The organism is Nocardia puris (assembly GCF_036051655.1).
GTDB lineage: Bacteria > Actinomycetota > Actinomycetes > Mycobacteriales > Mycobacteriaceae > Nocardia > Nocardia puris.
The window spans coordinates 474,400-496,271 of sequence record NZ_CP107943.1 but is presented as its reverse complement, the minus strand read 5'-3'; the positions used below and the strand labels follow the sequence as shown (position 1 = coordinate 496,271).

Sequence of the window (21,872 nt, the reverse complement as noted above, 5' to 3'; positions counted from 1 at the left end):
ATGAGCAGAATTACCGAGTTGCTTTTCGAGCAGCCTGCTTCCGAGGTGAACGGCCTGTGGAGCGGTGTGGACGCGTCGGATCTGACGTTCCGGTCCTGGGATCAGGTGCGCGCGACGGCACGCCGGGTCGCGGGCGGTCTGGCCGAGGCCGGGGTGCAGCCAGGCGATTCCGTCGCCATTCTCGCGGGCACCCCGGGTGACGTGGCCGTCACCGTCCAGGCCACCTGGATGCGCGGCGCGGCCTTCACGATGCTGCATCAGCCCACCCCGCGCACGAATCTCGAGACCTGGGTGGCGGATACGCGCGCGGTGATCGAGATGCTGGGCGCCCGCGTGGTGGTGGTCGGCGCGCCGTTCACCGAGGCCGTGCAGGGTGTGGATATCGGCGTGCCTTTCGTCTCGATCGACGAATTGACCGCTCGCACCGAGGAATTGGCGCACGTTCCCACCGCCGAGGACGACGTCGCCGTCCTGCAGCTCACCTCCGGCACCACCGGCGTGCCGAAGGCCGTCGCGATCACCTACGCGAACCTGCACCAGAACCAGCTGGCCATGGTCGCCGCCGCCGGATTCCGCGCCGACGACGTGGTCGTCAGCTGGCTGCCGCTCTATCACGACATGGGCATGATCGGCACCTTCATGACCCCGCTGTTCGCCGGGGCCACCACGGTGATGATCACCCCGCTCGGCTTCCTCCAGAATCCGCTCTCCTGGGCCGAACTCATCACGCGCTTCGGTGGAACATTCACCGCCGCACCGAATTTCGCCTACGCCGTGCTCGCCCGCCGCCTGCGCCGCGCCGCCGACGGGGCCTACGACCTGTCGACCATGCGGGTCGCGGTCAACGGCGCGGAGGCCATCGACGAGTCCACGCTGCTCGAATTCCTCGGCGAGGCTTCGCGTTTCGGCTTCAAGGCCGAAGCGTTGATGCCCGCCTACGGCATGGCGGAGACCACGCTGGCGGTGTCGTTCACCGCCGCCGCCGAGCGCTACACGGTGGACGTCATCGACGCCGACTCGGCCGAGGCCGACAGCGTCGTGCGCCGCGACGAGGTGACGCGCCCGCGCACCCTCCTGCGGCTCGGCGTCCCGGTGCCCGGCCTCGAACTGAAGATCGCCGACGACAACGGCGACACCCTGCCCGCCGACCGCGTGGGCAACATCCTGGTGCGCGGCGACGCCGTCACCAGGCGCTACCTCGGCCCCGAGGGGTACGTCTCGGCGCTCGACGCCGAGGGCTGGCTGTCCACCGGCGACCTCGGCTACGTCGTCGACGGCACCGGCGAGGTGGTGGTGACCGGCCGCAAGAAGGACGTCATCATCGTCGCGGGCCGCAACATCTCGCCGACCGTGGTGGAGCGCGCGGCGGTCGGCGTCTCCGGTGTGCGTCCCGGCAGCGTCGCGGCGCTGGCCGTCCGGTTGCCCAGCATGGCGCGCGAGGGCATCGCCGTGATCGCCGAATCCGATTTCGCGGCCGACGCCGACGAGAGCGAGCGCATCCGCAAGGAAGTGGCCCGCGCGGTCTACGCCGACGTGGGCATCGCGCCCGCCGTGGTCACGATCGTGCACAAGGGCGCGCTGCCCAAGACGCCGTCGGGCAAGCTGCGCCGGTCCTCGGCGGCGAGCCTGATCCCCGCCTGATATCGCGCGATCGCGCTCGGCTTAGGATCGACTGTCCTAACCTGCCGCACGGAGCGTCGCTCCGTCGTGTGGTGTGGCACCCCGACCCGTAACCCAGGATTTCCTTCATGATCAGCGTTCGCGGCGTTACCAAACGCTTCGGTGAGAACGTCGCCGTAGACGATGTCAGCTTCGAGGCCGAGGCGGGCTCGATCACCTACCTGCTCGGGCCCAACGGCGCGGGCAAGACCACGGTCATGCGCATGATCGCCGGTCTCACCCGCCCCACCTCCGGCGCGATCGCGATCAACGACAAGGGGCTGCTGGAGTTCCGCGACACGATCCGCGAGATCGGGTTCAGCCTCGGCGCGTTCTCCCGCAACCCCAAGCACACCGCCGAACAGCACCTGCTCTGGCAGGCGCGCCTGGGCGGTGTGCCCGCCGCGAACGTCGGTCGGGTGCTCGAGCGCGTCGGGCTCGCGGCGGTCGCGCGCCGCTCGGTCGGCAGGTTCTCCTACGGCATGTTGCAGCGGCTGGGCATCGCCTCGGCCCTGCTCGGTGATCCGCGCACCCTGGTGCTGGACGAGCCGGCCAACGGTCTCGACGTCGAGGGCACGCTCTGGTTGCGCGAGCTGGTCGTCGGCCTGGCCGCCGAGGGCAAGTGCCTGCTGGTGGCCTCGCACAATCTCACCGAAGTAGAGATCACGGGTGACCGGATCGTCGTCATGGGCAAGGGAAAAGTGCTGTCCGATACGAGCAAGGACGAACTGGTGGCCAAGGGGACCGGTCCCCGGCGGTTGGAGTCGGCCTACGTCGACCTCACCCGCGGCAGCGTCGAATACGCCGCGGGCGGGGGTGAGCGCTGATGCTCGCCACCTATCTCGCGCGGTCCGTGCGCAGCGAGCTCACGAAGCTCTCCTGGCGGAACTCGTTCTGGTACACCGTGGTTCCGCTGGCGATCCTGATCCCGGTGCTGATCAACTTCGGCATCGCGAAGGCCACCCAGGAGCAGGCGTTCAACGGCTCCGGCGGCATGGAGACCAATAACTCCACCTACTGGATCCTCATCTTCGCCACCTTCATCCTGATGTCGGGCGGCGTCACGTCGCTGTGCGCGGAGTTCAAGGACAAGACGGTCGAGACGGCGTTCGGCATCCAGGCGCGGCGCTGGCTGCTGCCGGTGTCGAAGCTGATCGTGTTCGGCGCGATCTCCGGTGTGACCTCGCTGCTCACCACGTTCATCCTGGTCGGCGGATTCCCGCGCCTGTTCCCGGACGTGTGGGGCAAGGTCGACGCGTTCTCGTCGGTGGGCGTGCGCCTGCTGATCTGCGTGCCGATCTTCACGATGCTGATCTGCGCGCTCGGCCTGGGGCTCTCGGCGCTGCTGCCCAAACCGGGCCTGGTGGTCATGATCGTGCTGCTGTGGAAGTTCGGCGTCGAAGTGTTCGTCACCTTCGTGCCCGGCGACCTCGGCATCATGCTCCAGCGGCTGTCCCCGTTCAAGAACGGAGAACTCGGGGTGGGCCAGATGTCGACCATCAAGACCCTGTTCGGCGGGCCGACCGGCTCGCTGCTCTACTTCGCGGCGCTGTGCCTGGCGATCTTCGTGATCGGGACGGTGCGGTTGTCGACAGGGGATACGAAGACCGACTAGCGCGGATCAGGTTTCGCCGAGGAAGTCCGGGTTCGCCAGTCCGGCGCGGTAGGCGATCACGACGAGCTGGGCGCGGTCGCGGGCGTGCAGCTTGGTCATCGCGCGGCTGACGTGGGTGCGGACGGTGCCGTTGCTCACGACCCAGCGGCGGGCGATGTCCTCGTTGGAAAGCCCTGCGCGACAAGGGCGACCGCTTCGCGTTCGCGTTCGGTGAGCGATCGGGTCGCGGGCCTGCTCGCCGAGGCCGGACCGTTGGCGGGGCCGAATCGCGTGATCAGCCGCTGCACCAACTTCGGTGTGAGCAGGGCGTCGCCCTGCGCCACCGTGTGGATGGCGTCCACGAGCGCGTCCGCCGAGGCATGTTTGACGAGGAACCCGCTGGCGCCCGCGCTGAGCGCCTCGTACACGTACTCGTCGAGCAGACGGGTTCGTTCCACGGCGGTGAGCCCGTTGTCGGCCTCCCCGACGACGGTGATGCCATCCTCGAGATCGAGCACCGTGCGGAATCCGGTCCGCACGAGGTGCTGGTCGTCCACGACGAGCACGGTGATCACGACCGCGCGCCTCGCGCGTCGCGGGGGTACGCCCACTCGGCGACCACCTCGAATCCGGGTCGGTCGGCGCGGAATCCGGCGCGCAGTGACCCGCCGATCGTCTCCACCATCGCGCTGATCGCGGCGGTCTGGTTGTCGGTGGCCAAACCATGGGGCCGCGTCCGCCCTTCGACCGCAACTCCCGTCCGGGAACGGACCCGGGTGAGTCGGGTGTAGGGGTCGGGTGAGCGCCTCCGGTTCGCGGCACATGTCGCGGGCCGGAGGCGTTTCGCCGTGGTCCACATCCGTGACCGAACCTCCGGCCACCGCAACGCCCGAATCAGCGGGGGCTCACCGACTGGAGCCTCACCGGCATGCCGAGGATCCGGGGCTCCTCAGTACCGCTCGCCGTCCCGTAGCTCCCGCAGCGCGGCGTTCACTCGGCCGGCGTCGATCGGCTCGTTGGCGATCCGGCGGCGAACCTCCGTGAGCAGGTCCGGCCGACCTCCGAACGCCGGCCGCCGGTGCCCTACGGCGGCCGATCGGACCCGTCGGTCGTGCGTCGGGTCCACCGGCACGATCCGTGCGACGACCTCGCCGCGCTCGATGATGTCGACAGTCTCACCGGACTCGACCAACGCCTTCGCCCGCGCGGCGTGGTGTGCGAGCTCCCCGATCGGAATGGCCGTCATGGATCAAGCGTGTCATACAGTGCGGCCCATCCCGGCTCAATTATCGAACGGCGTCGCGGTCGATCACCCGCCCTTTCGCCGACCGCTCGAGCTCGGGCCCAGCACTCGCCGATCGTGTACCAATTTTCCAAGCCGACCCGCATCGCGCGCGGCAATACTCACGACCATGGCTATCGACAGGATCGCTCCGAAACTGGTCGTCAGCGACGCCGCCGCGGCGATCGAGTACTACACCACCGTCTTCGACGCCACCGTCCTCGAACGCCACAACGATTCCGGCCGTGTGGTCTTCGCCGAACTCGCCCTACCCGACGGCCCGACGTTCCAACTCAAGGACTCCGACGAATACGACCGCGACCCCCACCAACTCGGCAGCCCTGGCCTCCTCCTCACCCTCACCACCGACACCCCCGATACCCTCGCCGCCCGCATGACCACCGCCGGTGGCAACACCGTCTTCCCCGTCGCCGACCAGCCCTACGGCGCCCGCCAAGGCCGCATCCGCGACCCCTTCGGCCACGAATGGATCGTGGGCACAGCGATTCCCGCGGAGTCCGACTGACCCGGTTCGATCGTTGCTCACGCTCGTCCGGGTACCTACTGAATCAGTATCGATGTTCTGATTCAGGAGGTGTGGGCATGACTGGCGAGCTGTCGATCGGCGACCGCATCGATCGCGCGAGGTAGGTCATCGCTCGGGAATCTCCGGGCGGACGCCGGGCCTGTCGACCTTCATTCTCCGAGCCCGCCACATCAGAAGTGGCTTCCGTCGTATCGGGGTCAGTCGTGGGAGCCGTTCTCGGGCAACGACTTCCGTGCCGCATGGTGTTTGTGCGAGACCGTGTACTCGTCGCGGCGGGCGAGCATGGCGGCGAGCATGAAGAGGAGCATGAGGATGTGGCCGCCCATCATCAGGCCCATCTCATCGAGGTGTCCGGTCCACAGGGGCGGGAACAGGACGATGAAGCCGGCGGACATGGCCAGGCACATCTCCACGATCGGGCGGGCCCGGTGCCCGCGGAACCTCATCCAGGCCGCCATGGTGACCGACATGCTGGCGGCCATCAGCAGGCTGTCGATCTCCGGCCGGTCCGGGAGGCCGCCGGTCGCGAGTTCGAGGGCCGGTAGGACGAGCAGCATCCCGACCGTCATGGCCAGCACCATTTCCAGGTAGTGCCACGCGAACCGTGCGAACGGGCCGGTCATGCGTTGCCGTCGGGGGTTCGCGTGAGCCATCGTCCCGCCCGGCGTCCGTTCGGTCTCGTCGCCGACCATCACATGTGCCCTCCGCTCGGTCATACCGCACCTCCCACTTAAGTCGAACAGCAGTGTTCGAGTTCAATGATGCTACGGTAACTCGTACACCGGTGTTCGACAAGAGTGAAGGCGAGGGCGAATGTCCGCACGGGCGGGTCAGATCAGCAGACCGCAGGCGCCGAATCAGCGCGCCGACGCGCGCCGCAACCGCGAGGCGATCCTCGACGCCGCCATCACCTGCCTCGGCCGCGATCCGGACACCAGCGTCGCGGCGATCGCCCGGGAGGCGCGGGTCGGCCGGGTCACCCTGTACGGGCATTTCCCGACCAGGGCCGACCTGGTGGACGCCGCGCTGGTCGCCGCCCTCGAACAGGGCGACGCCGCCCTCACCGGCGTGGACCTGTCCGGTGACCCGCAGCGGGCGCTGGAACGGCTGATCGAGTCGAGCTGGCAGCTCGTCGAACGCTCACGCGCCCTGCTCGTCGCCGCGCAGAAGACGTTGCCGCCCGGCCGAATTCGCGCCCTGCACGCCAAACCGGCCGAACGCGTCCTCGGCCTGCTCATCCGCGGCCAAGCCGAGGGCGTGTTCCGCACCGACCTCCCCGCCACCTGGCTGGTCGGCACCCTGCACAGCGTCATGCACGGCGCGGCCGAGGAAGTCAACGCCGGCCGCGTCGCGAGTGCCGACGCCGCGCACTACATCACCGCCACGGTCCTGCCGGCCTTCAGCGCCGCCGCGCGCGGCTGAGCGCGTTCACCGCCGTATGACGGCGACAGCGACTCCTGGGACCGCCGGACGGTCTCCGGATCGATCTCCTGGATCTGGAGGACGACACCGTCCGGGTCGGTGATGCGGATGCTGCGGGGTCACCGAGGCGCTGTCCACCCACACCGAGGTCGCGTTCGCCGCGACCACCACGGGCGCGACCAACGTGCTCGCCCTCAACGAGCCGGCCCGCCCCTACTACCCCGCGCGTGACGCGGTCCACGCATACGAAAAACGGCCCGGAACAAGTGTTCCGGGCCGCTTTCCCTAGTAGCGGGGACAGGATTTGAACCTGCGACCTCTGGGTTATGAGCCCAGCGAGCTACCGAGCTGCTCCACCCCGCGTCGGTAAGTACAACCCTACACAGGGGGCGGAGGAAGTTCCTAATCGCCTGGTCAGGGGCGGTTTCAGGTGAACTTGATGCCCTGGGCCAGGGGGAGGTCGGGGGAGTAGTTGACGGTGTTGGTGGCGCGGCGCATGTATGCCTTCCAGGAGTCGGAGCCGGATTCGCGGCCGCCGCCGGTGTGCTTCTCGCCGCCGAACGCGCCGCCGATCTCGGCGCCGGAGGTGCCGATATTGACGTTGGCGATCCCGCAGTCGGATCCGTCGGCGGCGAGGAAGCGCTCGGCTTCGCGCTGGTCGGCGGTGAAGATCGCGGACGAGAGTCCCTGGGGGACGCCGTTGTGCAGGGCGATGGCGTGGTCGAAATCGCGGTAGGTGAGCACGTAGAGGATGGGGGCGAAGGTCTCGTCGCGCACGACGCCGGTCTGGGCGGGCATGCGCACGATGGCCGGGCGCACGTAGAAAGCGTTGTCGCCGTGGACATCCACGCGCTCGCCGCCGCAGACGAGTTCACCACCGTCGGAGAGCGCACGGTCCAGCGCGGAACGCATGGCGGTGTAGGCGGATTCGTTGATCAGCGGTCCCACCAGCATGCCTTCGTGCAGCGGATTGCCCACGGGCAGTTGGCCGTACGCGTTCTCCAGTTGGCGCAGCAGCGGGCCGACGATGTCGGCGTGCGCGATCAACCGGCGCAGCGTGGTGCACCGCTGCCCGGCGGTGCCGGCGGCCGCGAACACGATTGCGCGCGAGGCCAATTCCAGATCGGCGGTGGGCGTCACGATGGCCCCGTTGTTCCCGCCGAGCTCGAGCAGACATCGCCCGAACCGCGCCGCCACCTTCGGCGCGACGGTCCGGCCCATCCGCACCGATCCGGTGGCGCTGAGCAGCGCGACGCGTTCGTCGTCGACGAGCCGGGCGCCCACCTCGGCGCCGCCCTGAATCAGTTGGTGCACTTCGGGATCCGCGCCCACATCGACGGCCGCCCGCCGCAGCAGGGAGTGACACGCCAACGCCGTCAGCGGCGTCGTCTCCGACGGCTTCCACACCACCGTGTCGCCACACACCAGCGCGATGGCGGTGTTCCACGCCCACACGGCCACGGGGAAGTTGAACGCGGAGATCACGCCGACTACGCCGAGCGGATGCCACGTCTCCATGAGCCGGTGACCGGGCCGCTCGGAGGGCATCGTGCGCCCGTACAACTGCCGCGAGAGGCCGATGGCGAACTCGCAGACGTCGATCATCTCCTGCACCTCGCCGACGGCCTCGGGCCCGATCTTGCCCGCCTCCAGCGTGACCAGCTCGCCCAGTTCGGTCTTGTGCGCGGTGAGCAGTTCGGCGAGCCTGCGCACCACGGCGGCCCGCACGGGCGCGGGCACGGTGCGCCAGCCACGGAACGCCTCGGCAGCGCGGCCGATCGCGGCGTCCGCGTCGGCGGGCGTGGTGGCGGGGAGGGTGGTGAGCAAGCCGCCGGTGATCGGGGTGCGAGCTGGGAGTTCGCCGGGTGGCGGCAGTTCGGCACCGAGCGCGCGCAGGATGTTGGTGGCGCGTCCGGACAGGTCGCGGGTCAGACGGTCGTTCAGGGTGTTCGTCATCGATTGCTCCACATCGGCTTTGGGTCGGCACTCGGTGCTAGCGGGTTGCCGGAAGTGAACGAGTCGAAGTTTCCTCCACGAGTCGCTGTTGCTGGGTTAGCCTTCGCTGATGGCGGATACACCGGCAAAACCCGTACTCGACGACATTGATCGCCTGTTGATTCGTGAACTGATGGCCGATGGTCGCGCCACCTTATCGAACCTGGCCGAGAAGGCGAGCCTCTCGGTGTCGGCGGTTCAGTCGCGTGTACGCAGGTTGGAGGCGCGCGGTGTGATCCGCGGCTACACGGCGAACGTGGATCCCGAGGCGCTCGGACAACTGCTGTCGGCATTCGTCGCGATCACTCCTCTCGATCCGTCGCAGCCGGATGATGCCCCCGCTGTCCTGCAACATATCCCGGGAATCGAGGCATGCCACTCCGTGGCGGGCGACGAGAGCTACGTGTTGCTGGTCCGGGTGGCCTCGCCGCGCCACCTGGAACAACTGCTCCAGGAGATCCGGGCGACCGCCAACGTCCGCACGCGCAGCACCATCATCCTGCAGACATTCTATGACAGATAGCGATTGAGCGTACTTCCTCCAGTTATCCGTGGAGATTTCGTAAAAATTTCCGTACCCTACGGGTGTGACCTTAGAACTGGAACGCACCCGATCGGGTGGTGACAAGGCACCGGTCACCCCCGCGACCCGGGTACACGAGATCCTGTCGGCGCACATCCTGGCCGACGGGTTCGATCTGGTGCTGGATCTGGAGAACTCCCGCGGCTGCCGTCTCGTCGACGAACGCGACGGCAGCACCTACCTCGACATGTTCGGGTTCTTCGCCTCGAACGCGCTGGGCATGAACCATCCCGCCCTGGCCGACGACGCCGCGTTCCGCGCGGAACTGGCCACGGCGGCGGTGAACAAGCCCTCCAACTCCGACATCTACACCGTCGAGATGGCGCGCTTCGTCGAGACCTTCGCGCGGGTACTGGGCGATCCGCGCCTGCCGCACCTGTTCTTCATCGACGGCGGCGGGCTGGCCGTGGAGAACGCGCTCAAGGTCGCGTTCGACTGGAAGAGCAGGCACAACGAGGCGCACGGCCGCCCGGCCGAACTCGGCACCAGGGTGCTGCACCTCACCGGCGCGTTCCACGGGCGCACCGGCTACACCATGTCGCTCACCAACACCGACCCGGTGAAGACGGCCAGGTTCCCCAAGTTCGACTGGCCGCGCATCGACGCCCCGTACCTGGCCGACGGTCGCGACATCGAGGCCGCCGAGGCGCACGCGCTGGACCGGGCGCGGCGCGCGTTCGCCGAGAATCCGCACGATATCGCCTGTTTCATCGCCGAACCCATTCAAGGCGAGGGCGGCGACCGGCACCTGCGCCCGGAGTTTCTGCGCGCGATGGCCGAACTGTGCCGCGTGAACGACGCGCTGTTCGTGCTGGACGAGGTGCAGACCGGCGTCGGCATGACCGGAACCACCTGGGCCTACCGGCAACTCGGCCTCGAACCCGATGTGGTGGCGTTCGGCAAGCGCACCCAGGTGTGCGGGATCATGGCCGGCGGGCGCGTCGACGAGGTCGCCGACAACGTGTTCGCCGTGAGTTCCCGGCTCAATTCCACCTGGGGCGGCAACCTCACCGATATGGTGCGCGCCCGGCGAATCCTCGAGGTCATCGAGCGCGATCGCCTCATCGAGGGCTCCCGGCCGCTCGGTGAACACCTGCTGCGCAGGCTGACCGGGCTGGCCGCCGACCATCCGCGCGTCACCGAACCCCGCGGGCGTGGGCTGATGTGCGCGATCACGCTGGCCACGCCGGAACTGCGGGACGCGGTGGTGACCGCGCTGCGCGAGCGCGAGCACGTGCTCATCCTCGGGACCGGGGAGCGCGGGATCCGTTTCCGCCCGCCGCTCACCGTGAGTGCTGCGGAACTGGACGCGGCGGTGGACGCGCTGGATCGGGTGCTGCGCTCGGTGGAATGAGGGCGGGCGCGGCTCAGTTCCGCGGGAGTCGCAGTCCCAGTCCGCCGGTGACGAAGCGGCTCACGGCGGTGCTGCCCGCTTCGAGGGCGGGTTCGTAGCCGGAGCGCGACCACCCGGTGAGGTCGGCGGTGCCGTCGGCGGCCGGGGTGACGACGATCTCGGCGACCATCTCCGCCGTGGTGGGTTCGCAGACCGCCCACGAATAGTGGGTTTCGGCGTCCCAGCCCGCGGTGCGTCGCGCGACGTACTCGGGGTCGGTGATGCCGCCGTCGGCCAGGGCCGGGCGGTCGTCGATGCGCTCGTCGGCGCGCAGCGCGCGCAAATACCAGGTGCCCGCGTTGATCTCGACGGGTTCCATCAGTGCCCTCCGTGTCGCTTGCCGAACAGCAGGGCACCGGCCAGCGGGATCGCCAGGAACCACAGCCAGCTGCCCGTGACGAAGAACAGTATGACCGCGACGATCGGGATCGCCGCCATCACCCGCTCCGGCCAATCGCCCAGCAGCGCCGGATCGCGGCGAGCGGGGGCCTTGTCCTGACTCGGCTCCGGCGGGAGGTCGGAGAACACCGGTTCCAGCTCACCGCGGGTGCGCGCGTTGGCGATGACGGCACTGCGCTCGTCGAACTCCGCGACGCTCAACCGTCCGGCGGCGAAGTTGTCCGAGAGCCGCCGCATCGCCCGCTCCCGCTCCTCGGTGCCGATCCGGATGTCGGGTGGCTGGTCCATACGCCCAGGTTAGTGGACGGGCGAGGGCGCGGGAGTCGGGCGGCTCACAGCCCGGCGGGCCCGCGCGCGGGTACGCTCCAGGCAGGACTCGCGGGTCGGGTGGCCGCGGGTCCGGTACGTCGACGGTGACCGGGAGGTGCGCGATGGAAGCGGCGCGATTCGGTCGCTATCGGCTGGAACGGTTGCTCGGTCGCGGCGGCATGGGCCAGGTGTGGCGGGCGCACGACACCGAATCCGGGCGGGCGGTCGCGCTGAAACTGCTGCCCGCCGAACTCGCCGTCGACGCGGACTACCGCAAGCGCTTCGCGCGCGAGGCCGAAGTGGCGGCGGCGCTGCGCGATCCGCACATCGTCGCGATCCACCGGCACGGCGCGATCGACGGACGGCTGTTCATCGAGATGGACTACATCGAGGGGACCGATCTGGCGGCCCGGCTCGCCGCGCACGGCACCCTCGATCCGCGCGCCGCGCTCGCGATACTCGGGCAGGTGGCGGGAGCGCTGGATGCCGCGCATCGGGCCGGGCTCGTGCACCGCGACGTCAAACCGTCCAACATCCTCGTGCGCCCCGACGGGTTCACCTACCTCATCGATTTCGGTATCGCCCGGGTGACCGGCCAAACCTCCGTGACCACCACGGGTCTGGCGATCGGCACGTGGGCATATATGGCGCCGGAACGGTTCTCCGGGGACGCCGACGCCCGCTCGGATGTGTATTCGCTGGCCTGCGTGCTCTACGAATGTCTCACCGGCAGAAGACCTTACGGCGACACCGACCCCGCCCGTCAGATGCACGGGCACCTGATGACCGAGCCGCCCCGCGCCTCCGCGCACAACCCGGACGTGCCCGCCGCGCTGGACGACGTCATCGCGCGGGGGATGTCGAAAGAGCCTGCCGAACGGCCCGCGCGCGCAGGGGAATTCGTGCGGGCGGCAGTGTATGCGGTGGTCGGGGGTCGGGCGGATTCGCCTGGAGGATCGTCCGAGCGAGCGGGCTCGGGGACACCTCGCCCCGCCGAGCCGGGCGGTGCGAATCCGGCTCCGCTGAGCGGTCTTCCGGCTGCGCATTTCGAGTCGGCATCCGGTGCTGCGATGGCGGGCTTTGCGGTGCCGAACCCTTCAGGAGCCCTCGGCCCGCAAGGTACGAAGGTTCATTCCCAGCCGAGACTTCCGCTGACGCGAGTCGGTGGGCCCGATGCGGTGGGTCCGCCCACCCCCGGCTCGGACAATCGGCCGTCGGTCGCCTCTGCCGGTCCGCAGGGGACGAAAGTTCTTGCGCAGCCGGATCGTCCGGCGACGAGAGTGGAGACGAGGTACACCGCTCCGCCGGCGGTGTCTCGCGGGACCGGCGTGCTCCCGGTGGACCCGCGCGGGAATCCGCCTGTGGGATGGGTGGATTCGCGACCGTACCGCCCGGCGCCCGGATACGGTTGGCCTGCGCCGGTCCCGGCGGGCAAGCGGTGGTACCTGCGGCGTAAGGCGCGGGCGGGGCGGTGGCCGTCGCGCGGCCCTGCGTACTTGGTGCCCCGCAGACCGCAGCCGCCGCCGCGCCGCAAGCGTGGGGGAGTGTTGAAGAAGGCGCTCACCGCGTTGCTCGTGATCTTCTTGGCGCCGTTCGTGTTCGCGATCGGGTGCCTGGCGCTGATCGCGGCGGGGAGCGGAGAGTCCGAGCCGGGTACCGCGCCGCCCGCGGCGATTGTCGAGGACACACCGCCCGGCGCACCGGCGCAGGCGGGTGGTCCGGCACGCGACGGCAAGTTCGAATTCGCGGTCACCGGTGTGGATTCCGGCGTGTCGCGGGTCGGATGGCAGACGGCGCGTGGCACCTTCCTGGTCGTCACGCTGAGCGTGCGCAACATCTCCGACGAGGGCCGCTGGTTCGTGCCGTTCGGCCAGAAGCTGCGCGACAGCACCGGCGCCGCCCTCGAGCACGACACTACCGCCACCGCCTGGGAATCCGTGCAACGCGGCTTCGGCTACCCGATCCAGGTCGACCCCGGCAACACCGTGGACGCCGTGCTCGTCTTCGACGTCCCCGCCGGCACCACCCCCACCCACCTCGAACTCCACGACTTCGTCTTCTCCGGCGGCGTCACGATCCCCTTGGTATGAGCGCGGCATCGCCTGCGACACTCACCGTGCCCGGTCGGATGGTCGGTCCCGCAGGCCCACCGGTCGTCATACCCCGAGTCTGCGCCGGCGCCGTGCCCCCCCGCCATTACCTGCGGGGTAATGGACGACTCGGAATCCCGTCGGCGACAGTCTCCTTCATGGAGAGCACCAACAAACAACGGATCATCGACGGTTTCCGCGAATTCGCCTCGGGCAACGTGGAGGTCCTACGAACACTCCTGCACGAGGACGTCCTCGAGCACAGCCTCGGAAACCCCAGTGGGCGAGACGCTTTCATCGACTACATCACCCACGCGCCCGTCGCGGGCGCCCGCCTGGAACTCGCGCGCGTGATCGCCGAGGACGACCACGTGGTCGTGGACTACCGCATGACCCCGCCCGGCGCGGACCACGACGTCACCGTCGTCGACATCTGGCGCCTGGCGGACGGTCTGATCGTCGAGCACTGGGACGTCGTCCAACCTGTCCCCGACGCGACCTCCCTCCCCCACGGGATGTTCTGAACCGGCCGATCAGGACGACGAGTCGGCGCCCGCGACCAGCGCGCCCAACGCGTCGTGGACGGCTCGGCGGCCGTGGTGGAGCGCCGTGGTGAGCAGGGCGGTGTCGCGGGCCGTGCCGTCGACGGTGGGGGAGTCGGCGGGCGGGTGGATCTGGAGGGCGGCGTCGCCGAGGTCGGCCAGCAGGCGCTCCTCGGCCGCTTCCTGTTCGGGGCGGCGCAGCCAGGCGCGGTAGGCGCCGGGGGCGCGCAGACGCAGGTAGTTGCCGCCGACCACCGAGTGCAGGCGGGAGGCGGGCGGGCGCGGTTCGCCCGCGCGGCGGGTGCGCAGCACCAGGCAGTGGGTGGCGCCGGCGCGGACGGCGCTGTGGATGGGGATCGGTTCGGCGATGCCGCCGTCGAAGTAGAGCACGCCGTCGAGGGCAATCGGCCCGCCCGCCAAGATCGGCAGGTTGGCACTGGCCCGCAGCGCGCGCATCAGGCTGCGCTTGTCGTAGATGTGCGGGCGCAGGTCGATGGCGTTCCCGGTGCGCACGTCGGTGCCGATGGGGTGCAGGGTGGTGGGGTTGTCCAGGATCGCGGGGAAGTCCATCGGCTCGAGCCCGTCGTAGACGCGGTGCACGAGATAGCGCACGTCGAAGGCGGCCCCGCCCCGCATCAGCCGCGCCGGATCGATCACCCGCCGCATGATGTCCGGATTCGACCAGGACCGCATGCCCGGCACGGCGCGCCCGCACAGCAGCCACGCCCCGTTGATCGCCCCCGCCGACGTGCCGTACACGGCGTCGAACACCCCGGAAAGCCCCAGCTCCTCGAGGCCCTGCACCATCCCGCTGGAGTACACCCCGCGACTGCCGCCGCCTTCGATCACGAGCATCAGCCGATGCCCGTCGTCGCGCGACCCGGACGCGGCGCGAGCGCGGATGACCTCGGCGGCAGTAGGACTGGTCACCCGACCACGATACGTCGGCCGAGGAGCCGGGGCATGCCGTGATCGGTGGGCGCCGCGTCGCCCCTCCACCGTCGGCCTCTGCGGTCACCTCGACGGGGCGGACTGGGCGACTCGGATACATGCGAGCCGCCGCTATGGGCATCCGCGCTATGGCCGCCTAGAGCGCGGGCTTGTTGCCCGAATCGGCGGTGTTATGGCAGCCCCGGGTGTCGGCGGAACGCCTGTCACACCGAGCGGAGAAGTCGGCTTGTTCGCGCCTGCCGTGCGTTCGGACCGGACGGTCGGCACGGCCCCCACAAAAATAGGAGCGGGCGCGGACCTCGTTGTCCGTGCCCGCCCTCGTCGGTGCCGGCCGATCTACTTGATCTCGGCCAGCACCGTGCCCTGGGTGATGGCGGCGCCCGCCTCCACGGCGAGCCCGGTCACCACGCCCGACTTGTGCGCGTTGACGGGGTTCTCCATCTTCATGGCCTCGAGCACCACGATGAGGTCGCCCGCCTCGACGGACTGACCCTCCTCGACGGCGACCTTCACGACCGTGCCCTGCATGGGCGCGGTGACGGCGTCACCGGAGGCCGCGCCGCCGCCCGCGCCGCCACGCTTGCGCGGCTTGGGCTTCTTGCGGATCACACCCGCGCCCGCCGCGGCGCCACCGCCGGAGCCGACGGAGAAGTTGCCGGGCAGCGACACCTCGACGCGGCGGCCGCCGACCTCGACGACGACCTTCTGCCGGGGCAGATCCTCCTCGTCGTCCTCGGCCGGGGCGCCCGCGCCCGCGTACGGCTCGACGGTGTTCTTCCACTCGGTCTCGATCCACTTGGTGTAGACGTCGAACTTCTCACCGTCGCCGATGAAGGCGGGGTCCTCGACGATCGCCCGGTGGAACGGGATGACGGTGGCCAGGCCGTCGACCTCGTACTCGGCCAGCGCGCGGCGCGCCCGCTCCAGCGCCTGGGTGCGGTTCTCGCCGGTGACGATCAGCTTGGCCAGCATGGAGTCGAACTGCCCGCCGATCACGCTGCCCTGCACCACGCCGGAGTCCACGCGCACGCCGGGGCCGGTCGGCTCCTTGTACACCGTGACCGGGCCGGGGGCGGGCAGGAAGCCGCGGCCGGCGTCCTCGCCGTTGATGCGGAACTCGAAGGAGTGACCGCGCGGGGTGGGGTCCTCCTTGATGGACAGCTCGTGGCCCTCGGCGATGCGGAACTGCTGGCGCACCAGGTCGATGCCCGCGGTCTCCTCGGTGACGGGGTGCTCCACCTGCAGGCGGGTGTTCACCTCGAGGAACGACACGGTCTCGCCCTGCACCAGGTACTCGACGGTGCCCGCGCCGTAGTAGCCCGCCTCGCGGCAGATGCGCTTGGCCGACTCGTGGATCTTCGAGCGCACCTCGTCGGACAGGAACGGCGCCGGGGCCTCCTCGACGAGCTTCTGGAAGCGGCGCTGCAGCGAGCAGTCGCGGGTGCCCGCGACCACGACGTTGCCGTGCTTGTCGGCGATGACCTGGGCCTCGACGTGGCGGGCCTTGTCCAGGTACTGCTCGACGAAGCATTCGCCGCGCCCGAACGCCGCGACCGCCTCGCGGGTGGCCGACTCGAACAGTTCGGGGATCTCCTCGATGGTGTGGGCCACCTTCATGCCGCGCCCACCGCCGCCGAACGCGGCCTTGATGGCCACCGGCACGCCGTACTGCTCGGCGAACGCGACGACCTCGTCGGCGTTCTTCACGGGGTCCTTGGTGCCCGCGGCCATCGGCGCGTTCGCGCGCTCGGCGATGTGGCGGGCGGTGACCTTGTCGCCGAGGTCGCGGATGGACTGCGGCGAGGGGCCGATCCAGATCAGCCCGGCGTCGAGGACGGCCTGGGCGAAGTCGGCGTTCTCGGACAGGAAGCCGTAGCCGGGGTGGATCGCGTCGGCGCCCGACTTGGCGGCGGCGTCGAGGATCTTGTCGAACACGAGGTAGGACTCGGCGGAGGTCTGGCCACCGAGGGCGAACGCCTCGTCGGCGAGCTTGACGAACGGGGCGTCGGCGTCGGGCTCGGCGTAGACCGCGACACTGGCGATCCCCGCGTCCTTGGCCGCCCTGATCACGCGCACGGCGATCTCGCCTCGGTTAGCTACGAGTACCTTCGTGATCCGCGCGCTGGCATGGCTGGGCACTGAGCCTCCTGATTGCAATCTTCTGGTCGCTTCGCGGGATGGGGCTGCACGGCCCGGTCCCCGGTGAGGGGCGGCGCGCCGCACAGGCTCCGCGCCCGTTCCACAAATCTACGACGCGTCTCCACGACGCAAATCTGCGACTCGGGCGAGTGTAGGCAGTCTGCCAACAGACGCCGAACTCGGATAGCCCTACTCGACAGTAGGTCGTGGATCACACTCCCGCACATCCGGTGCCGAACGTGCTACCTGGCGCGCTGTTTGCGGCCCGCTCCGGAAGGCGCCTCACCCGGTTCATCCCCCCTGACGATCGGCATACGCACCGAGTTGCCCCATTCGGTCCACGACCCGTCGTAATTGCGCACCGAGGGGTAGCCGAGCAGGTACGTCAGCACGAACCAAGTGTGGCTGGACCGCTCGCCGACCCGGCTGTACACCACCAGATCCTCGGCGCCGTTCAGCGCGCCGTAGAGCTCGTCCAGTTCCGCGCGCGAGCGGAAACGCTTGTCGGAGGCCAACGCTCGGTCCCAGGGGATGTTCAGCGCGGTGGGGATGTGGCCGCCGCGCAGGGCCGCGTCCTCGGGGTTGTCCGGCTTCGGGCTGGTCTCGCCGGAGTACTCCTCGGCGGAGCGCACGTCCAGCAGGGGCTTGCCGAGATGGGACAGCACGTCGTCGCGGAACGCGCGGGCGATCTCGTCGTCGCGGCGCACCGTGGGGTAGTCGCTGAGCGGGAGGTCGGGGGTGTCGAAGACGGTGTCGCGCTCCTCGGAGATCCACACGTCGCGGCCGCCGTCGAGCAACCGCACGTCCTCGTGCCCGAAGAGGGTGAACAGCCACAGCGTGTGCGCCGCTTGCGCGTTGCCGCGATCGCCGTAGATCACCACCGTGTCGTCGCGGGAGATGCCTTTCGCGCGCATGAGTTCGGTGAAACGCGCGCCGTCGATATAGTCACGCGTGACCGGATCGTTCAGATCACCTCGCCAGTCGATCTTGACCGCGCCGGGCACATGTCCGATGTCGTATAACTGGCTGTCCTCGTCGGCCTCGACGATCCGCAGTCCCGGCGCGCCGATGTTTGCCGACAGCCACTCCGTGGTTACCAGTCGGTGAGGATGCGCGTACGCACCGAAGGAGGGATGAGAGTCCGGGGCTACGGGCACGATTCGGGTCCTTCACACGAGGTGGTCGGTGGTAACGGCGGTTCGGGTCTCACAGGAGATGGTAAATGTGGGGCGTTTGTGAAACTGGTGTCAGATCACGAATCGGCTGAATGGGCGAATAAATCGCACCCTCATCCGATAAAGTCTCCCGGGAGGAGGGGTGAGCTATGTCCGATTCTTGGCCGCGGCGGCGACTGCTCGCGATCCTACGTGGCGCAAGCGAACCTCTCGACGCGCAGGAGCTGGCCAGGATCACCGGACAGCACGTCACCACGGTCCGTTTCCACCTGGATGTTCTCACCAAAGAATCCCTGGTCCGCCAATTCCAGCAGCCGCCCCGCGGGCGCGGCAGGCCGCGCATCGGTTACAGCGCGGTGCAGCGATCGGTCGGCTACCAGGAACTCGCGCAGGTGCTCGCCGATCAGCTCGGCCCCGACCCGCGCCACCGCCAGGAGGCGGGCATCGCGGCGGGCCGTGCGTGGGGCGGCAAACTCGATGTGGGTGACCACCCCGCCGAGACGCTGGAGGACGCGAAAGACGTCACCGTGACGGTGCTCTCGGAGCTCGGGTTCGCGCCCGAACGCGATCCGGCCGCCGACGACGAGCGCAGTGTGCTCATCCGGATGACCGCCTGTCCGCTGCGCGAGCTGGCCCGCACGCACTCCGACGTGGTGTGCGGGGTGCACCTGGGACTCATGAGGGAAGCGCTGGAGCGCTGCGGCGCCCAGGGCGTGTCGGTGCGGCTGCTGCCGTTCGTGGAGCCGGAACTGTGCCTGGCGCGGCTGGAATCGACCGGCTGCGGCGATCAGGACGAGCGCGCCGCGGTGCCGGTGGGCGCCGACCCGTCCGCCGAGCCGCCCCGCACGCCGCCGCTAGGAGGCCGTGTGCCGCCACAGCTGCGCAATACCGACCCCAACGTCTTCGAGCAGCCTGCGCAGCAGTGGTAGCCCGATTCCGATGACGCTGGACGGGTCGCCCTCGATCCGGTCGACGAACCAGCCGCCCAGCCCGTCCAGGGTGAACGCGCCCGCCACCTGCAACGGCTCGCCGGTGGCGATGTAGGCGTCCAGCTCGTCGGCCGCGGGCTTGGCGAAATGCACGGTGGTGGAACTGCAATCGACGGCCTGCGCGACCACCGCGCCGTCGCGCAACCGCAGCACGCAGTGACCGGTGATGAGATCGGCGCTGCGACCGGCCATGTCGGTCCAGCGAGCGCGCGCCACCTCGGCGGTGTGCGGTTTGCCCTGGAGTTCGCCGTCCACCAGCAGCATCGAATCGCATCCCACCACAACGCAATCGGCGTCGTAGTCGGGAACGGCCGCCGCCACCGCGGCGGCTTTGGCCTTGGCCAGCTCCACCACGACGGTCTGCGGGCCGGAGTCCGCGGGCAGCGCGGCGGCCACGGCGTCCTCGTCCACGTCCGACACCCGGACCACCGGGTCGATGCCCGCCGAGCGGAGCACCTCCCGGCGGGCGGGCGACGCGGACGCCAGGATCAGCGTGGACGTCACCGAAGGTGCGACAGTTGCGGGAAGGCGTACGGCGAGAACGGCGAGCTGCCGCGGTGCATCAGGGTGGGCCTGCCCCACGCGTCGGCGGGGCCGGTGGGCGCGGGGGGCGCATCCTGGCCCGCCGCGCTGAAAACGCACACCAGGGCAGCGAGTTCGAGGTCGTTCGGCGCGCCCTTCTCGATGCGGAGGAACGGCTGTCCGTCCGGCTCGGCGGCCGGGGTGGCCTGCACGGCGTTCGGCGCCTCGACCTCGACCTCGTCGGCGATCTCCTCGACCGTGAGATCCAACTCGGCGGCGGTCAACACGTCTTCATCTGCCACGGTCGTCACAGTGCCAGATCCTTCCTCTAGCTCGATCGGGCGGCTGTGTGTTCACCCGATGGGTGGGATGACGCGATGGTCATCCTCGGATCCACTCATTGCCTCTCAGCAACCAGTGTGCGCGGCTTACCGAGGGTATCGCTGATTCACAGCGGGATGTTGCCGTGTTTTTTCGGCGGGAGGGTCACCATCTTGCGTTCCAGCAGTCGCAGCGCGGACACGATCTGGCCGCGCGTGTGCGACGGCGGGATGACCGCGTCCACGTAACCGCGCTCGGCGGCGACGTACGGGTTCACGAGGGTGTCCTCGTACTCGTTCTGGAGCTCGAGCCGCAGCGCATCGACGTCGGCGCCGTCTTTCGCGGCCTGCTGCAACTGCTTGCGGTAGACGAATCCGACGGCGCCGGAGGCACCCATGACGGCGATCTGCGCGGTGGGCCAGGCCAGGTTCACATCGGCGCCCATGTGCTTGGAACCCATCACGTCGTAGGCGCCACCGTAGGCCTTGCGGGTGATGATCGTGATTTTGCCCACAGTGGCCTCGCCGTAGGCGTAGAGCAGCTTCGCGCCGCGCCGGATGATGCCGTTGTACTCCTGGCCGGTGCCGGGCAGGAAGCCGGGCACATCGACCAGCGTGATGATCGGGATGTTGAACGCGTCACAGGTGCGCACGAACCGCGCCGCCTTCTCCGAGGCGTCGATGTCCAGGCAGCCGGCGAACTGGGTGGGCTGGTTGGCGACGATGCCGACGCTGCGGCCGTCGACCCGGCCGAAGCCGACGATGATGTTCATCGCGCGCTCGGCCTGCACCTCGAGGAACTCGTCGTCGTCGAGCAGCCTGCGGATGACCTCGTGCATGTCGTAGGGCTGGTTCGGCGAATCCGGGATGATCGAGTCGAGCTCGAGGTCCTCCTCGGTGAGCGAGTCCTCGATGGCGCCCTCGATGGGGTCGGTGGCCGGGAAGCGCGGGGCCTCGGCGCGGTTGTTGCTCGGCAGGTAGGACAGCAGATCCTTGACGTAGTCCAGCGCGTCCTGCTCGCCCGAGGCCACGTAGTGCGCCACACCGGACTTGGTCATGTGGGTGTGCGCGCCGCCCAGCTCCTCCATGGTGACTTCCTCACCGGTGACCGTCTTGATGACATCGGGGCCGGTGACGAACATCTGGCTGGTCTGGTCGACCATCACGACGAAGTCGGTGAGTGCGGGCGAGTACACGTGACCGCCCGCGGCCGGGCCCATGATCAGCGAGATCTGCGGGATCACGCCGGAAGCCTGGATATTGCGGTGGAAGATCTCGCCGTAGAGGCCGAGGGAGACGACGCCCTCCTGGATGCGCGCGCCCGCGCCCTCGTTGATGCCGATGAGCGGGCGGCCGGTCTTGAGCGCCAGATCCATGACCTTGACGATCTTCTCGCCGTACACCTCGCCGAGGCTGCCGCCGAAGACGGTGACGTCCTGGCTGAAGATGCAGACGTCGCGGCCGTCGATGGTGCCGTAGCCGGTCACCACGCCGTCGCCGAGCGGGCGGTTGTTCTCCAGTCCGAAGTTGACGCTGCGGTGGCGGGCCAGCGCGTCCAGTTCCACGAAGGAGCCCTCGTCCAGCAGTGCGAGGATGCGCTCGCGCGCGGTCATCTTGCCCTTGGCGTGGACCTTGTCGACCGCGGCCTCACCCATCGGGTGGGTCGCCTCTTCCAGCCGATTCCGCAGATCAGCCAGCTTTCCGGCGGTGGTGTGGATATCGGGTTCGCCCGCCGAACCGGAAGCGGACTGCTGCTGGACACTCGTCATGGCTCGGAGTGTAACCAGTACCAGTGCTCTTCCGGAACCGCGCCCGGGCTACCGATGAGTAGAAAAGCCCAGGTCGGCCACCGGATTCGGTGCTTTGTCACAAGCCGTGACCCGGGCCGGCGCGCGAAAAATCGGTATCGCCGGAGCCCCCCGCTCACTTAGCCTGAGTGCGTTCGTTTTTCGGCTCGAAAG

General features: G+C 69.3%; 22 protein-coding genes, 1 tRNA gene and 1 pseudogene. 10 read left to right on the top strand and 14 right to left on the bottom strand.

Annotated elements, in window-relative coordinates:
• From OHB21_RS02235 to OHB21_RS02225, 3 genes are all read left to right on the top strand, one after another.
• Complete coding sequence (locus OHB21_RS02235; protein WP_067510651.1) at positions 1-1,641, top strand: long-chain-fatty-acid--CoA ligase; 1,641 nt, start codon at positions 1-3, stop codon at positions 1,639-1,641.
• A gap of 107 nt (positions 1,642-1,748) precedes the next feature.
• Entirely contained in the window at positions 1,749-2,486 is a 738-nt protein-coding gene (locus tag OHB21_RS02230; RefSeq protein WP_067510585.1) for an ABC transporter ATP-binding protein, read from the top strand.
• Positions 2,486-3,274: an ABC transporter permease gene (locus tag OHB21_RS02225; protein WP_067510583.1), complete on the top strand. Its 789-nt coding sequence runs from the start codon at positions 2,486-2,488 to the stop codon at positions 3,272-3,274. Before OHB21_RS02230 ends, OHB21_RS02225 begins: the two co-directional genes overlap by 1 nt.
• Before the next feature lie 6 nt (positions 3,275-3,280).
• On the opposite strand, the pseudogene OHB21_RS02220 reads toward OHB21_RS02225, so the two are convergent.
• From OHB21_RS02220 to OHB21_RS02210, 3 genes and pseudogenes are all read right to left on the bottom strand, one after another.
• Positions 3,281-3,828 (bottom strand): annotated as a pseudogene (locus OHB21_RS02220) (response regulator transcription factor).
• On the bottom strand, positions 3,825-3,974 hold the full coding sequence (locus OHB21_RS02215) for a hypothetical protein (protein WP_170160805.1): 150 nt from the start codon (positions 3,972-3,974) through the stop codon (positions 3,825-3,827). The pseudogene OHB21_RS02220 and the gene OHB21_RS02215 overlap by 4 nt, the downstream one beginning before the upstream one ends.
• A gap of 228 nt (positions 3,975-4,202) precedes the next feature.
• Positions 4,203-4,499, bottom strand: coding sequence for a type II toxin-antitoxin system Phd/YefM family antitoxin (locus OHB21_RS02210; protein WP_067510581.1), 297 nt, complete (start codon positions 4,497-4,499; stop codon positions 4,203-4,205).
• A gap of 166 nt (positions 4,500-4,665) precedes the next feature.
• On the opposite strand from OHB21_RS02210, the gene OHB21_RS02205 reads away from it, so the two are divergent.
• Positions 4,666-5,061 (top strand): VOC family protein, encoded by a 396-nt coding sequence (locus OHB21_RS02205; protein ID WP_195125464.1) that lies wholly within the window; start codon positions 4,666-4,668, stop codon positions 5,059-5,061.
• A gap of 218 nt (positions 5,062-5,279) precedes the next feature.
• Here the strand turns inward: OHB21_RS02205 and OHB21_RS02200 are convergent, their stop codons facing one another.
• Positions 5,280-5,798 carry a hypothetical protein gene (locus OHB21_RS02200; RefSeq protein ID WP_228790591.1) on the bottom strand — a complete coding sequence of 173 codons (519 nt, stop codon included), beginning with the start codon at positions 5,796-5,798 and terminating at the stop codon, positions 5,280-5,282.
• Positions 5,799-5,895: 97 nt separating this feature from the next.
• Here OHB21_RS02200 and OHB21_RS02195 point away from each other — a divergent pair, with 97 nt between their 5' ends.
• Positions 5,896-6,504, top strand: a complete 609-nt coding sequence (locus OHB21_RS02195) for a TetR/AcrR family transcriptional regulator (RefSeq protein WP_067510573.1) — start codon at positions 5,896-5,898, stop codon at positions 6,502-6,504.
• Positions 6,505-6,793: 289 nt separating this feature from the next.
• On the opposite strand, the gene OHB21_RS02190 is transcribed toward OHB21_RS02195, so the two are convergent.
• A tRNA-Met gene (locus OHB21_RS02190) sits at positions 6,794-6,867 on the bottom strand.
• Positions 6,868-6,930: 63 nt separating this feature from the next.
• The gene (amaB, locus tag OHB21_RS02185) at positions 6,931-8,460 is read right to left on the bottom strand and encodes an L-piperidine-6-carboxylate dehydrogenase (RefSeq protein WP_195125463.1); all 1,530 of its coding nucleotides are present in this window, start codon (positions 8,458-8,460) and stop codon (positions 6,931-6,933) included.
• A gap of 109 nt (positions 8,461-8,569) precedes the next feature.
• On the opposite strand from amaB, the gene OHB21_RS02180 reads away from it, so the two are divergent.
• Both OHB21_RS02180 and lat read left to right on the top strand, forming a co-directional pair.
• Positions 8,570-9,022, top strand: a complete 453-nt coding sequence (locus tag OHB21_RS02180) for an Lrp/AsnC family transcriptional regulator (protein WP_067510571.1) — start codon at positions 8,570-8,572, stop codon at positions 9,020-9,022.
• A 64-nt stretch (positions 9,023-9,086) separates the two neighbouring features.
• Positions 9,087-10,436, top strand: a complete 1,350-nt coding sequence (lat, locus tag OHB21_RS02175; RefSeq protein WP_084537791.1) for an L-lysine 6-transaminase — start codon at positions 9,087-9,089, stop codon at positions 10,434-10,436.
• Between the two features lie 13 nt (positions 10,437-10,449).
• Here the strand turns inward: lat and OHB21_RS02170 are convergent, their stop codons facing one another.
• Positions 10,450-10,794 (bottom strand): hypothetical protein, encoded by a 345-nt coding sequence (locus OHB21_RS02170; protein WP_067510569.1) that lies wholly within the window; start codon positions 10,792-10,794, stop codon positions 10,450-10,452.
• On the bottom strand, positions 10,794-11,162 hold the full coding sequence (locus OHB21_RS02165; RefSeq protein WP_067510567.1) for a DUF1707 SHOCT-like domain-containing protein: 369 nt from the start codon (positions 11,160-11,162) through the stop codon (positions 10,794-10,796). The genes OHB21_RS02170 and OHB21_RS02165 overlap by 1 nt, the downstream gene beginning before the upstream one ends.
• A 143-nt stretch (positions 11,163-11,305) precedes the next feature.
• Here OHB21_RS02165 and OHB21_RS02160 point away from each other — a divergent pair, with 143 nt between their 5' ends.
• Together OHB21_RS02160 and OHB21_RS02155 are read left to right on the top strand one after the other, a co-directional pair.
• On the top strand, positions 11,306-13,273 hold the full coding sequence (locus OHB21_RS02160; protein ID WP_195125462.1) for a serine/threonine-protein kinase: 1,968 nt from the start codon (positions 11,306-11,308) through the stop codon (positions 13,271-13,273).
• 158 nt (positions 13,274-13,431) lie between these two features.
• Positions 13,432-13,797 carry a nuclear transport factor 2 family protein gene (locus tag OHB21_RS02155; protein WP_195125461.1) on the top strand — a complete coding sequence of 122 codons (366 nt, stop codon included), beginning with the start codon at positions 13,432-13,434 and terminating at the stop codon, positions 13,795-13,797.
• A gap of 9 nt (positions 13,798-13,806) precedes the next feature.
• Here OHB21_RS02155 and OHB21_RS02150 read toward each other — a convergent pair whose 3' ends face one another.
• The 3 genes from OHB21_RS02150 to OHB21_RS02140 all read right to left on the bottom strand — a co-directional run bounded on the left by OHB21_RS02150 (position 13,807) and on the right by OHB21_RS02140 (position 18,062).
• Positions 13,807-14,745, bottom strand: coding sequence for a patatin-like phospholipase family protein (locus OHB21_RS02150; RefSeq protein WP_067510561.1), 939 nt, complete (start codon positions 14,743-14,745; stop codon positions 13,807-13,809).
• A 357-nt stretch (positions 14,746-15,102) separates the two neighbouring features.
• The gene (locus OHB21_RS02145) at positions 15,103-16,905 is read right to left on the bottom strand and encodes an acetyl/propionyl/methylcrotonyl-CoA carboxylase subunit alpha (RefSeq protein ID WP_067510558.1); all 1,803 of its coding nucleotides are present in this window, start codon (positions 16,903-16,905) and stop codon (positions 15,103-15,105) included.
• A gap of 242 nt (positions 16,906-17,147) precedes the next feature.
• Entirely contained in the window at positions 17,148-18,062 is a 915-nt protein-coding gene (locus OHB21_RS02140) for a sulfurtransferase (protein ID WP_067510556.1), read from the bottom strand.
• A 167-nt stretch (positions 18,063-18,229) separates the two neighbouring features.
• Here OHB21_RS02140 and OHB21_RS02135 point away from each other — a divergent pair, with 167 nt between their 5' ends.
• Positions 18,230-19,009: a helix-turn-helix transcriptional regulator gene (locus OHB21_RS02135; RefSeq protein WP_067510554.1), complete on the top strand. Its 780-nt coding sequence runs from the start codon at positions 18,230-18,232 to the stop codon at positions 19,007-19,009.
• On the opposite strand, the gene OHB21_RS02130 is transcribed toward OHB21_RS02135, so the two are convergent.
• The 3 genes from OHB21_RS02130 to OHB21_RS02120 all read right to left on the bottom strand — a co-directional run bounded on the left by OHB21_RS02130 (position 18,935) and on the right by OHB21_RS02120 (position 21,680).
• Positions 18,935-19,573, bottom strand: coding sequence for a Maf family protein (locus tag OHB21_RS02130; RefSeq protein WP_067510552.1), 639 nt, complete (start codon positions 19,571-19,573; stop codon positions 18,935-18,937). The two genes, OHB21_RS02135 and OHB21_RS02130, sit on opposite strands and share 75 nt — an antisense overlap.
• Entirely contained in the window at positions 19,570-19,902 is a 333-nt protein-coding gene (locus OHB21_RS02125; RefSeq protein WP_067510549.1) for an acyl-CoA carboxylase subunit epsilon, read from the bottom strand. The genes OHB21_RS02130 and OHB21_RS02125 overlap by 4 nt, the downstream gene beginning before the upstream one ends.
• A 137-nt stretch (positions 19,903-20,039) precedes the next feature.
• A complete protein-coding gene (locus OHB21_RS02120) occupies positions 20,040-21,680 on the bottom strand; it encodes an acyl-CoA carboxylase subunit beta (protein ID WP_067510547.1) in 1,641 nt (546 codons plus the stop codon).
• Positions 21,681-21,872: the final 192 nt, after the last annotated feature.

Excerpts from the sequence above, each read along its gene's own strand:
- OHB21_RS02135 (WP_067510554.1), top strand. The coding sequence starts at position 18,230 with ATGTCCGATTCTTGGCCGCGGCGGCGACTGCTCGCGATCCTACGTGGC.
- OHB21_RS02210 (WP_067510581.1), bottom strand. The coding sequence starts at position 4,499 with ATGACGGCCATTCCGATCGGGGAGCTCGCACACCACGCCGCGCGGGCG.
- OHB21_RS02225 (WP_067510583.1), top strand. The coding sequence starts at position 2,486 with ATGCTCGCCACCTATCTCGCGCGGTCCGTGCGCAGCGAGCTCACGAAG.
- OHB21_RS02160 (WP_195125462.1), top strand. The coding sequence starts at position 11,306 with ATGGAAGCGGCGCGATTCGGTCGCTATCGGCTGGAACGGTTGCTCGGT.
- OHB21_RS02230 (WP_067510585.1), top strand. The coding sequence starts at position 1,749 with ATGATCAGCGTTCGCGGCGTTACCAAACGCTTCGGTGAGAACGTCGCC.
- OHB21_RS02170 (WP_067510569.1), bottom strand. The coding sequence starts at position 10,794 with ATGGAACCCGTCGAGATCAACGCGGGCACCTGGTATTTGCGCGCGCTG.
- OHB21_RS02180 (WP_067510571.1), top strand. The coding sequence starts at position 8,570 with ATGGCGGATACACCGGCAAAACCCGTACTCGACGACATTGATCGCCTG.
- OHB21_RS02200 (WP_228790591.1), bottom strand. The coding sequence starts at position 5,798 with ATGACCGAGCGGAGGGCACATGTGATGGTCGGCGACGAGACCGAACGG.
- OHB21_RS02120 (WP_067510547.1), bottom strand. The coding sequence starts at position 21,680 with ATGACGAGTGTCCAGCAGCAGTCCGCTTCCGGTTCGGCGGGCGAACCC.
- amaB (WP_195125463.1), bottom strand. The coding sequence starts at position 8,460 with ATGACGAACACCCTGAACGACCGTCTGACCCGCGACCTGTCCGGACGC.
- OHB21_RS02235 (WP_067510651.1), top strand. The coding sequence starts at position 1 with ATGAGCAGAATTACCGAGTTGCTTTTCGAGCAGCCTGCTTCCGAGGTG.
- OHB21_RS02155 (WP_195125461.1), top strand. The coding sequence starts at position 13,432 with ATGGAGAGCACCAACAAACAACGGATCATCGACGGTTTCCGCGAATTC.
- OHB21_RS02195 (WP_067510573.1), top strand. The coding sequence starts at position 5,896 with ATGTCCGCACGGGCGGGTCAGATCAGCAGACCGCAGGCGCCGAATCAG.
- OHB21_RS02205 (WP_195125464.1), top strand. The coding sequence starts at position 4,666 with ATGGCTATCGACAGGATCGCTCCGAAACTGGTCGTCAGCGACGCCGCC.
- OHB21_RS02165 (WP_067510567.1), bottom strand. The coding sequence starts at position 11,162 with ATGGACCAGCCACCCGACATCCGGATCGGCACCGAGGAGCGGGAGCGG.